Source organism: Lysinibacillus sp. NPDC056959, assembly GCF_042674095.1.
Classification (GTDB): domain Bacteria; phylum Bacillota; class Bacilli; order Bacillales_A; family Planococcaceae; genus Lysinibacillus; species Lysinibacillus zambalensis.
The window spans coordinates 1-12606 of sequence record NZ_JBHURE010000049.1; the positions used below are offsets into that span (position 1 = coordinate 1).

Below are 12606 nucleotides of genomic sequence, written 5' to 3' on the forward strand. Positions count from 1 at the left end.
AAAAAAGAAATAAAGAGTTATATGATTTATTACAATCATTATCGAGGGCAATGGAATTTAAAAAAGCTGCCGCCTGCAAAATACAGACAGCAGCTACAAAAAGTTGCCTAACCTTTTTATTAATGTCCTTTACAAAGGGTACATTTTACATAGAGTCTGTGCTTTTTAATTTTATTAAAAATGATTATAGCGATATACTCCTAGGAGAATTAGTGAATTAGTGAATTAGTGAATTAGTGAAATAGAAATATCGGCTTTGGGAATTTGACCCATTAACAAGGGTAATTTATACGTTTATATATGTTATGATAGAAGAAATTGTTTGTGTAGAAGACTCTGATATTTCGATTCTTTTGGATAAGTTTTTAGCAGATGTAAAAGCAATGCCTCATAAGAACTTAGCAGTAGAGCTATTAAATCACCTATTAAACTAAGGCAAAGGCGTCCACCGAACAAACCTAATTCAAGCTCATAAGTTTTTAGACATGTTAGAAAATGCACTAAAAAATACAATAAGTTTGCAATTGAAACATCAAAAGTTATCGAGGAGCTAAGCGACTTAGCAAAAGGGATGGCCTCAGCCCACAAAAATGGAGATGCGGAGGGGCTGATTAAAGAGGGGTTGCTTTATACGATGCTTAACCTCACATGAAACTGCTGAACAAGTATTAGGTGATGATACATTAAATCTGATTGCGCATGAGCTAACAAAGTCGATTAAGTTGAATATGAGTATTGATAGGAACTTACGTGAATCAGCACGAGTAAAATGCATATTACCCTAAAGCGACTGTTGAAAAGTTATGCTAATCCACCTGATTTATAGAAGGATGCTGTAAATACAGTGATTTAGCAGGCTGAATTGATGAAACAGTTGAAGTTTGATTTAAGTGTTTAATTATTGTGATTTGAAATAATCAAGAATCTAAAAGTTTATATAAAAATTTATAAGGGTGAATGCAATGGTTGAAGAAAGTAGCTATAAATCTCAAATAAAAAAACTTAGGAAAAAGGCTGAAATCTCTAGAAATGCATATTTTATGTTAACTAATAGATTTAAATTCTATAGTAACTTATTGCATTTTTTCGTTTTACTGGGTTCAACAATAGTGGCAATTTTAACATTTGCAGATTATGAAGTTTTTCTACCTTTAATAAGTAATTTAACGGAGCCTGTTTATAAATTATTTATAGGTTTAATTGCGTCTGCTGTTTTTGTATTAGCGATAATGGAAGAATTTTTGAAATTATCTAAAAAAACATCTGAATATGAAAGTTCAGGAAAACAATTAACATCTTTTATAAGACATGCAGATTCCATAGAAAAAAGAGAAGAAATTCAAGAAGGGGATCTCTCGCAGCTGACTTTATATTATACATTAATTTGTGAGACAACACCTATTATTCCAGATAATTATTTTTTTAAAGCTAAGCGTCATTTATATAGAAAAATTAGTCTAAGCAAAGAAATTGAAGATAACCCCAATATGATATTGTGGATTGAAAATATAAAGCGTAAGAAAAACTCATTATTTTCTTCATTAAAAAAGGTGGATAAAAAGGATGGGAATTCGAAAGAGTAATACGGTTTTGGTATTAGCAAGTGGGGGGATAGATTCTGCAGCAGTTATTAAATACTATCTCTCTAAAAATTATATGGTATCAGTATTACACATGCTACTATTTAGAAGTTGAATAACTAGAAGTGTAACTTACATATAAATTTTATCGTTATGACATTTGGCGATACTTTACAGAATTACCTTGAATCCCCACATAGGGTGTCAGGGATGATACATATACGTTGACTACGCAATCGGTAGCCATGAAGTAATCTCTATCGACGGACGGATTCAATAAAATCTAAATTTTTTGGTGTTGGTGTTACTAGTTTTGATACAAATATAAGTTTAAATAAAATTATTAGGTATATGTGTGCTTTTTAAAGAGTGTGCGAGAAAAAAGTATACAGCGTGAGTAACATAGAAATAGAGGGGAATTTTTAAAAATTAATATTAAAATAGATATAGATGATTATATGGGGGTACATAATGCAGAAGTGGATTGGTAAACGACCTACAATGGGTCAGAAAGCATTAATATCAAAGTATGAAAAATTATTACTGAATGCACAAAATAAACACTTAACTTCGAATGAAAAAATTCTAAAAGTTATAGGAGCAGAATGTGATAAACAAAGTGGGCGTGAACTAGATGGAGTTCTTTTATTAACAACTGAAAACATTTTATTTATTTCGAAACGAGAACACATGCTATATAAATATTCACAGATTAGTGATATAGATATTCGAAACGATGGAAAAGACAAAAATGAGTGGCAATTAACACTTAAAATTGGTCGCTCAAAACGTATATTTGATGACATTAAGAAGAATGATGATAGTCAAGAATTTATTGAAATTCTTGAACATAAGATTATTAATCAATCTCAAGAGATTCTCACAACAGTTACTCATGATTTTGATTATTTTCTCCATGCTGAAAGACTAGAAGATTTACAAGCTAATGAAATAAAAATCACATCATTTCTTATGAAACGAGATGATATGGGAAATACAAAAAATGGTGAGAGACTATTACAAGAAAAGCATAAGGATTCAAAAATAATTGTTGAAGGTTTCTATCAAGATACACTGAAAAAGGGGAACTTTATTGTAGTAGATAATAGTGTATTACTATATGAATATGATAATAAGGAACGAAAAGCTAAACTAATTAAAAAATTGCCTTTTATGTACTTTTCCAATGCAGTTATTGACCATTTTGCAATAAAAACTGTAATAAACAATCCTGAAGGTAAATTAGTATTAAACAGTTCTGGTAAAACATTTACCGAAATATTAGCTAAAGCTAATATTTCTTTTAAAATAAAAAAAAGGAAACTGTATCAAAAAATACTAGGTTTCAGAAGTGGAAAGTGGTGGAAAAAGGCTATTGCATCGCTTGTTTATTTACTTACTTTCCTAATGTTTATTGGAATATTTTTTGGAGAAAAGCCTTCAGAAACTGACACTATAAAAACAAGTTCTGAAATATCTGATTCTGAAAAAACTAAAGAAACCACACGTTTAGCAGAAGAACAGCGTAAACAAGAAGAAGCTAACCGTTTAGCAGAAGAACAGCGTAAACAAGAAGAAGCTAACCGTTTAGCAGAAGAACAGCGTAAACAAGAAGAAGCTAACCGTTTAGCAGAAGAACAGCGTAAACAAGAAGAAGCTAACCGTTTAGCAGAGGAACAGCGCAAACAAGAAGAAGCTAACCGTTTAGCAGAGGAACAGCGTAAACAAGAAGAAGCTAACCGTTTAGCTGAAGAACGACAACAACAGACGTATGTATACTATAAAAACTGTACTCAAGCCCGTGCAGCTGGTGCTGCACCAATTCATAGAGGAGAGCCAGGATATGCTAAACATCTTGACCGTGATGGAGATGGAATTGGTTGTGATAGATAATAATATCGAAAATAGCATTTTTAACGCTATAAAAATCTAAAAGGTTATACGATAATATTGTGAACAAATAAACAGCTTAACAAATGAAATCAAGTCTCAATAAATAAATTCTTTTAGGCCATCAGTAACTGTTGGATCAGACTAATTAAGAGAATCTGTAAGAGGATTCCTTTTTGTATTAGAAAAAAAATATAATGTTTAAAAAAGGTTTGCTAAACCTAGTTAAAATTAAATGTAATACACATTAACAATAAATAATTGTATGGCCTGCCAGCTGAGTCACTAGCAAGAGATTTCAAGGCTAGAGTATAGGACGCCTGTTTGTCGGCATAATGTTACGTGAATCGTAAATAGGCAAACTCACGCGTAGAAGCTGAAGTATTGGAGTTTCTTAACGCGTGTTTGACTCCTTCGTCTCCATACATAGAAATCGTAGGATTTCAACAAAAGCGTCAAAAACTTTGGTAGATAAGGTTTTGACGTTTTTTCTATTTCATGTGATTTCGTTCAATTATATTGGCTCTATAATATTTGTTGGGGTAATCACACAATTTTATGCATAAAAAAGCACAGTATCACCATTTCTTATATACTTGAATTGTCGAGAAACAAGTAATAGAAAGGTGAACTGTGCATATGAATTTTAACACGAATATTCCAGGATTAAAAGATGTAGAGATTACGAAAGTAGAAGAAGTAGGCGATCGAATCGCATTGTATGTACAATTGCCTAAATGTACGCATCAATGTCCAGTTTGTAAAAAAGAAACTTCGAAGGTTCACGATTATCGTATACAAAAGATCAATCATTTAAAGTGGTTTGAACGATTAACTATTCTTTTCTATAAACGTCGTCGTTATGTTTGTAAATGTGGAAAGCGTTTCTCCGAAAAATCCCCTTTCGTAGATAAATATCAACGGTATTCTAAGGAATGGAATCAAGTAGTAAATATACGTGCTATTAAAGCCAAAACATTTAAAGAAGCTGCAGAAGTACTAGGCACATCAACCACGACGGTCATTCGCCGTTTTAAAAAGGTAGCGAATAAACAATTAGTAGAGGGTGTACGTTTACCAAAAGTGATTGCGATTGATGAGTATAAAGGCGATACAGATGCAGGTACGTATCAGCTAATAATTGCGAATGCGGAGACGCGCGAACCGATCGATATTTTACCGAATCGTAAAAAAGAAAATAAAAAATTACTTAAGTCAGTATGGAGCCGATGTTGAAATAGTGGTTATGGATATGAATCCAAGTTTTAAAGCAGCTGTTCGTCAAGCGCTAGGTCGACCTGTTATTGTGGCAGACCGCTTTCATTTTAGCCGTTATATTTATTGGGCAATGGATGAAGTGCGCCGACAAGTACAAAAAGAATGGGATAAATACAATCGCACAAAGTGTAAACGTATGCGTCATGTATTTTATAAACGTGCATTTAAATTATCACCGAAACAACAGTGGTACTTACAGCGCTATACAGAAATGTCTGAAACATTAAAAGTAGCTCATGAATTAAAGGAAGCCTATTGTGAATGGTTTGATTGGGCAAAAACAAAGAATGATGTCGTAGAAGTGAAAAAACGATTACTAGCTTTTTACCGTAAGGTAGAAGAGGCAAAATTACCAGCTTTCTTAAAAGCAATTCAAACATTGAAAAACTGGCAAGTAGAAATTTTAAATAGCTTTAGTTTTGGTTATTCCAATGGCTTCTTAGAAGGCATTAATAATAAAACAAAAGTGATGAAACGGAATGCATATGGCTTTCGACGCTTCGATCACTTTCGAGCAAAAATCTTATTAAATTTAAAGTATAAAGAAATTGGAGTTCATCTGGGTTAAGGTGCTGAAAGAGTACTGCACCCCAACATTTGACTTAGAACCATTATATTTAATGGTATTCTAAACCCTCGTCGGCTTTGAAGCTAATTATCTGCCTATTTATTGAACTTTTGGATAGCCTCCGCTTCAAATAGGATAGAACAGTGTATATGGCGTAGCTCAGAGTAGTAATCGGTTTTAGACTATATTTCTTCTGTATTTGAACTAGTTATTTACAGGTTTTGGTAGGCTGTAAAAATTCATACTTTTACTAAACACTAGCATTTTTTCATATAACCGTGAATTAATTAATAGTAGCTATTTATATTTATCTCGAAATTCTTGCTTTTTCCTTTCGAACATTTCGAACACTTCTTTATCAATTTCTTTTAAGGAATATTTAAAATCCTCATCTTGTTCAAATTCACTTTCATCAATTCGATCATTAAAAGAGCCATCATAATCATATGGATACCAGGTAACCATCCTAAATTTACTTAATATATTTCTTGGTACTATTTTCTCTGAAGAAATTTTTTCAAATTCTTCCTCAGATAAATCCTTACCATCATTATCAATGCCTAATTTTTCTACTATTCGTATCATCCGTTTAATATCTTGTCTAGATTTCCAATAATCCCATCTTAAGTTATTTCGTATTAATATGTATTTATATATAGAACCTGTAGTTGTTTTTCCTATCCATACTTCTAATACAATTAAAACCCTACCCATATTTTTAGTGTCATTACCTTTAAATTCCTCAAAATTTTTTAGAAAATATACCTTAATATAATCTTTATATTGATATGGGTTTAATTCATTAATCAAATTTTCAATCAAGCTTAGAAAAGTCCAATGTTGTTTATAACAATAAACGCTATCATATAATCTATTGTTCCAAATATCATTTTCTGTTGCGTCAAACCAACTTCTTTTTATTCCAAACTTATAAGAAACCCAATCTAAAAGATTGTCATTTATTTTTGGAATAATAGAATCTTCATCTGTTACATCTACATATTGAATATTAAATTTCTCATCAATAAAAGAGGGAATTTGTCCTCTACTAACACCATGTTCTTCAAATATTTGATAAAGTTTATTTGCTAATATAGTTATTGGACTTTTTTTAAAGTCGTCTGTTTTATATATAGTAGTAGTAGAATTATTTATATTTACATTACCTTCTGTTTGAATATTATTATTACCGTTTACAAATGCTAAGATTTACATGTACAAACGCACTCACTTAAAGATGTACACTTTTGGTTCACTTTCTCGCATACTAATCATGAGGTGATTAGTGTGTACATAACGCTAGATGTTCAAACGAATTTTGAGATTAACAGTCTTTCAGACTTACCAAAATTCAAACAGCTAATGGAGAATTTAAAGATGAAAATTAATAAGAGTCAGTTGGCAAGAGAAATGGGTGTAGATCGACGTACTGTTGATAAATACTTAAATGGATTTATACCAAAAGGAACAAAAGAAAAGACATCTATTATAGATGATTATTATGAAGTGATTGCAGCTTTACTATCAGAAGATTCGAAGCAAGTCTTTTATTACCGTCGTGTACTTTGGCAATATTTGAAGGATAATCATGGCTTAGAGTGTGGTAGTTCTACATTCCGTCGCTATATTGCAAAAATGCCTGAGTTCGCAGCTTATTTTACAGATCAAGTACGTATCCCTTCACCAAAAGGAACGACAAGATTTGAAACTCCACCTGGTCAACAGGCTCAATTTGACTGGAAAGAAAGTATTCCGTTTGAAACAAGTGATGGTGAAAAAGTAGAAGTAAACGTAGGTGTACTTGTACTTGGATATTCACGATTCCGTGTCTTTACGCTAACATTGCGCAAAACACAAGATATTTTATTTTCATTTTTAACAGAAGCTTTTGAAAAAATTGGCGGTGTTCCAAAAGAAATTGTAACGGATAATCCAAAAACGATTATGGATGAACCACGAACAGAATATAGTTCAGGAAAAGTAAACAGCCGGTTCGCAGAATTTGCGAAGGATTTTGATTTCAAGGTACGACCGTGTATTGCGGGACGTCCTCGAACAAAAGGTAAAGTAGAAACACAGATGAAATTTATAGATGAAATCCATGCGTATCAAGGTCAATTGACCTTAGAAGAGTTATATCAGTTTATTGAAAAATTGATGAATCGTATCAATCAATTTTTTCACCAAGGCTCTGGAAAAATACCTGTATTTGCATTAGAAAAAGAAAAGAGCTCCCTTCTTCCGCTACCAACAGAAAAAATCAGGAACTCTTATCGTATCAAGCATCAGCTTGTACAAGTGAATACATCAAGTATGATATCCTACAAAGCCAACCAGTATTCAGTCCCCACCAAGTACATTGGGCAAAAAGTTGGGATACAGATACATGATGATCAATTATGGATTTATTATAACATGGAGTGCATTGCACAACATCCTATATCTAAACGAAAATTAAATATTCGTCCTTCGGATTACAAAGAAACGTTGCAAGTTTCTGCACCTAATTATCCAGATATTGATGCTTTAGCGAAAAATAATCTAAAAGCCATTGGAGAGGTGTATGAAACATGATACAGCAAACAAACTATCAGCAGCTTCTAAAAAATCTAGAGTATTTAAAATTAAAGCAGATGATCACACATCTAGATGAAGTCGTGGACTTCAGTGTTCATAATCAATTATCGTTTATTGATACGTTGATTAAGCTAACAAATTATGAAATTGATTTACGTGAGCAAAATATGATTCATGCGATGGTAAAAGTGGGTGCATTCCCCAACTTAAAAGAACTAAAGGATTTTGATTTTGACTTTCAATCATCGATAAATCCGCAGCAAATTCATGATTTTACTACACTGCGTTTTATTGAAAGTAGTGAAAACATTGTATTTTTAGGTCCAAGTGGCGTTGGCAAAACGCATTTAGCCTCGGCAATCGGTATCGCAGCTGCAAAAAAACGTACAAGCACGTACTTTGTGAAATGCCATGATTTGATTCAAAACTTAAAAAAGGCTCGCCTAGAGAATCGTCTAGAGAGCCGTTTGAAGCATTACACAAAATATAAGTTACTTATTATTGATGAGATTGGTTATTTACCGATTGATCCGGAGGATTCAAAACTATTCTTCCAGTTAATCGATATTCGTTATGAAAAACGTAGCACTATTTTTACGACAAACGTTAACTTCAAGTCCTGGGACGAAGTGTTCCAGGAGCCCAAATTAGCTAATGCGATTTTAGATAGTATTTTACATCACGCAACAGTTGTCACAATTGTCGGCAATTCATATCGTTTGAAGAACCATCTAGCTCCAGAAGGTGAGTAATTTTATACACAATTAAGTGAGCGTTTCTGTACATAGAAAAGTTGACATTTGTACAAGTCAATAATCATTTTCTTTTCGTTTTCCAATTTAGTTCACCTCTTGTTCTATAATATCACTTAAAATATCAAAATTAAAAATCCTCTCAGAGCAATCGAAAATATCTTTAATGTATAACTACCCATCTCGATTCGTCTCACAGCTCATAAAAAAATAATAAATATATTAGTTAAGAAATAAAGAAAGAGCCATTCGGTTTTTATGAACGTCCTAAAACGCCAAATGGAGTTGAAATATCTGGTTCAAGAGGATTAATACTTAATTATCACTAGTTAGACTTTATTTCAGATTCAAACAAGTCTTCTATCTGATTGTAAATATAAACTTTGTTTAACCACCATGCTTGTTTTGTCATGTAGTAGTCAGAGTATAAATCTGTTTTGTCATCAGGGCGATTAATCCAATTAATCTTAGTGGGTAATTTATCTGTGTATGGACTGCCTTCACTATAAGCTGTTTGGCTCGCTGACAGTTTACTGAACAACTTATCCTGTAAAGAAGAATTGATAAAGTTTGTCGTTCTTTTGTTTGGAGTCCATTTAATCTCCACTCCAGTTTTTATCTTATGAATTGTATCTTCCCAAACCATACGAGTTGAAGTTTCAATATCTTCAGTAGGCATTTCCCAAAATTTTGCACCTTTAAGTGTTAAAACGTCTCCATCTCTTTCAAAAACAACAATCAAAAATTTAGTATCTTGCAGATACTCTCTTAATTCGGATTCTTCCCATGTTTCTTCGATAACTTCATCAAATTTATATTCTAAAATTTTGAATTCTTCTTTTAGTTCCTTCTTTCCTTTATTGACAACTACAGTCTTAGGTTTAATATTAGCTTTCGTAATTTCTTGACCGAAATCATCTTCTTTTGCTCCTTTAATACCCAATATATGTTTTAGAATCTCTGGGTTAGTCGATTTAGTATTATCTTTGACATTAAATTGACTAGCTAAGTCAGAACGTTTACTACCAATAAAGGGTTTTATTTTATCAAGTATAAGATCCAATAAGGATTTATTTTGTAAGAGCAATGGATTAGTAACAATAGCTGGAGAGGGTTCTCCTCCTAATACATAAGTCCTGTATAAATAGGTCATATATCCAGCTTTTAAAGAATATGCCCTTTGTTTTGCAGGAATATCGGAACAAGGCTGTTCTCGAAAAGATTCTGCGGCAGTTTTTCCTTTTGTACAAGGTGATAGATACGTAGTTAGACGCTCAGACAATTCATGAGCTCGTCCCTTTTCTATATAATCGTTGATGATATGCCAATCTTGTTTGATGATGGCAAAATCAACAGGATTTTTCATCATTTCATACATAGCCACATCTGTAATAACGAAGTCATCCTTCTTTGTTTCTGTTTTCCATCTATAAAAAGCAAGTTCAATAGTGTTGTTTTTGTGTAAGAAGTGACTTGTTTCAAATTGTTCTTTTACTACTTCCTTATAGTTTATAATATTTAAAACTAATCGCTCTTTTGCGCTTAACGTACCATTTTTATTTTCTTTGATTGGAGTAGCTTTTAATTCAACACCAGCAATACGCATATCTGGTTCTCTATTACTGTCTTTTTCTTTACCAAACCAAGTCTCCCAAGCATCACCAGCACCGGATTTATGTGCCCCAGTAAGAGATTGATTATTATTAATTTCACTTAGGGTCTTTCCTATAGCTTTTATCCCATGATTATGGACTTCAGCTTTAGTTTTATATAGTTCATCTGTCATTTTTTCATCTCCTAATTTTAAAAACAATGAAATTCTTGCTTAAGTTCTATTGTAACTATTACTTGATCTTTTTTGAAATATAACTTATAATAAATTGTCGAACGAAATACCCTATAAAAAATAAATAGGGTAATAATATCTTCTTTATTGTATTAACAATCCTTAAATGGACTAATAGGAAAAGAAACATGTTTCATAAAAACGAGTAAAAATAATGGAAAACATGTGGAGAAGAATATAGAAGTAGTAATGAACACATTAAATCTGAATTTAATCAGGTTTTTAAAAAAGAGGTAGAAATAAATGACTTTAAATGTTTTTTCAATGTTTGATGGTGTCGGAGGATTTATTGTAGGACTAAACAATGCTAATTTAGCAATAGGAAACAATTTTTTTAACACTCTATACTCAAACCAATTCGAACCTTCAAGAAAATCTCAAGATGCTTACGAAGTCGGAATGTACCAATTTCCTAATATGAAGCATATACCAAATGACATCATGACTGTAGGTGATGAGAAATTTGAAGAAATGCAACAGAATGGCGTTAATATGATTGTCGGAGGATTTCCCTGTCAAGATTATTCAGTCGCACGATCATTGAAACATGAACAAGGAATCCAAGGAAAAAAAGGGGTTCTATTTTGGGAGATAATTCGTGCAACTAAGATTATTCGACCAGAATATTTAGTTTTGGAAAATGTTGATCGATTATTAAAATCACCATCAAAACAACGTGGACGTGATTTTGCGGTAATGCTTGCAGCTTTTAATGTACTAGGATATTCAGTGGAGTGGAGAGTTATCAACGCGGCTGACTATGGTTTCGCACAACGCCGCCGTCGTGTCTTCTTCTTTGTCTACCGGAATGATACGAGATGGGCTGCCCATGTTGACGAAGTTTTCGAACAGACTGAAGTCACTAGTCGCTCATTAGATGAAATTGTTGAGGGTCCAAATCAATATGATGACTATATTTTCACTCAAGGTTTGTTTGCTCGCCAATTTCCAATCCAACAACAAATAAAATTTGATGGTAATAGACCTCGTCACTCAAGTCATTGGCTCGGTGAAGAAACAGATTATGATAACTATATATTAAACGTTTCAGATAATTTTACAGGAACAATTTGGAATACAGGAATCATGAGACACGGTAGATACTTTACTATTGATACTGACCCAATTCAAGAGCAACCCACTACACTAGGGGATATCGTTCAACAAGCAAGAGAATACCATATTGAAAAATATGGAGAGGATGCTTACAGAACATACATTGCTAATTATGTAATTAATGATGAAAAGAAACTTGAAAAATTCCAATACTTGCGTGGTTCAAAACGAATTCCTCGTAATCGTCCAGATGGTACTGAGTATTTTTATACAGAAGGTGCAATGTCTCCGTACGATTCTTTGGATTTGCCTGCAAGAACGATGTTAACGAGTGAAGGTTCTGTCAATCGGTCAACCCATCTCCTATTTGAAAATGGTCAATACAGATTGTTAACACCAAACGAAGCAGATTTGTTACAGGATTTTCCTATAGAATGGACTAAAATGAAAAAAGGAATAGATGGTGTTGAAACTGAGGTCTCTGACCGCATGAGAATGTTCTTTATGGGTAATGCCCTTGTGACTGGAATCGTTAAGAGAATCGGTGTAGAGTTAGAAAGAATTATAAGCGAGTAACACACTGATTTGATATTATTTAATGAATCATATATTAGGTAGTTTTTTAATTAGATTTGATTTTATTTTCATTATTCAACTGATTACTTTAAGCACTCTTTGAGAGTGCTTTTTTACATTTGTTGTCATATGTCCTACCTCATTAAAAAAACGGTTCTATAATATTTGTTGAGGTATTCAAACAATTGGATGCATAAAAAAAGCACAGATTCACCTGATTTATATATACTTGAATTGTCTAGAAACAAGTAATAGAAAGGTGAACTTGGAGGTTAAGGGGGACAAGAGAGCATAATGATTATTATTATAAGGTGCTAATTTTGCGATTCGAAAGTTAGAATCATTAGCAGCTGTACTTTACTTATTGATTTGATGCAAAATGATTCGAGTTACCATAATTTTTTCGAATGAATTATGCAGTGTAAACCATTTTCTGTTGAAATATAAAGTATATAAATTACTAAATATATAAAATGTAATTAA

The 12606-nt window shown here is 32.4% G+C and carries 8 protein-coding genes and 2 pseudogenes; 8 read left to right on the forward strand and 2 right to left on the reverse strand.

The genetic code is table 11. The features are described from left to right. From ACFTQ7_RS24490 to ACFTQ7_RS24510, 5 genes and pseudogenes are all read left to right on the forward strand, one after another. On the forward strand, positions 1–111 hold a 111-nt coding region (locus tag ACFTQ7_RS24490), incomplete at its 5' end, for an IS3 family transposase (RefSeq protein ID WP_386831897.1). A gap of 191 nt (positions 112–302) precedes the next feature. Then, positions 303–853 (forward strand): annotated as a pseudogene (locus ACFTQ7_RS24495) (type I restriction enzyme endonuclease domain-containing protein); the annotation flags it as partial. 109 nt (positions 854–962) lie between these two features. After that, positions 963–1583: a hypothetical protein gene (locus ACFTQ7_RS24500; protein ID WP_386831883.1), complete on the forward strand. Its 621-nt coding sequence runs from the start codon at positions 963–965 to the stop codon at positions 1581–1583. Positions 1584–2051: 468 nt separating this feature from the next. Continuing rightward, positions 2052–3473, forward strand: coding sequence for an excalibur calcium-binding domain-containing protein (locus ACFTQ7_RS24505; protein WP_386831885.1), 1422 nt, complete (start codon positions 2052–2054; stop codon positions 3471–3473). A 630-nt stretch (positions 3474–4103) separates the two neighbouring features. After that, positions 4104–5316: pseudogene (locus ACFTQ7_RS24510) on the forward strand (ISL3 family transposase). Between the two features lie 297 nt (positions 5317–5613). Here ACFTQ7_RS24510 and ACFTQ7_RS24515 read toward each other — a convergent pair. Continuing rightward, positions 5614–6138 (reverse strand): hypothetical protein, encoded by a 525-nt coding sequence (locus tag ACFTQ7_RS24515; RefSeq protein ID WP_386831887.1) that lies wholly within the window; start codon positions 6136–6138, stop codon positions 5614–5616. A 465-nt stretch (positions 6139–6603) separates the two neighbouring features. Between ACFTQ7_RS24515 and istA the strand changes: the two genes are divergently transcribed. Together istA and istB are read left to right on the forward strand one after the other, a co-directional pair. Next, a complete protein-coding gene (gene istA, locus ACFTQ7_RS24520) occupies positions 6604–7890 on the forward strand; it encodes an IS21 family transposase (RefSeq protein ID WP_386831889.1) in 1287 nt (428 codons plus the stop codon). Next, the gene (istB, locus tag ACFTQ7_RS24525; protein WP_386831891.1) at positions 7887–8645 is read left to right on the forward strand and encodes an IS21-like element helper ATPase IstB; all 759 of its coding nucleotides are present in this window, start codon (positions 7887–7889) and stop codon (positions 8643–8645) included. The genes istA and istB overlap by 4 nt, the downstream gene beginning before the upstream one ends. 325 nt (positions 8646–8970) lie before the next feature. Here istB and ACFTQ7_RS24530 read toward each other — a convergent pair whose 3' ends face one another. Then, positions 8971–10431: a Sau3AI family type II restriction endonuclease gene (locus ACFTQ7_RS24530; protein ID WP_386831893.1), complete on the reverse strand. Its 1461-nt coding sequence runs from the start codon at positions 10429–10431 to the stop codon at positions 8971–8973. A 303-nt stretch (positions 10432–10734) separates the two neighbouring features. On the opposite strand from ACFTQ7_RS24530, the gene dcm reads away from it, so the two are divergent. Then, on the forward strand, positions 10735–12123 hold the full coding sequence (gene dcm, locus ACFTQ7_RS24535; RefSeq protein WP_386831895.1) for a DNA (cytosine-5-)-methyltransferase: 1389 nt from the start codon (positions 10735–10737) through the stop codon (positions 12121–12123). The last annotated feature ends 483 nt before the right edge of the window (positions 12124–12606 follow it).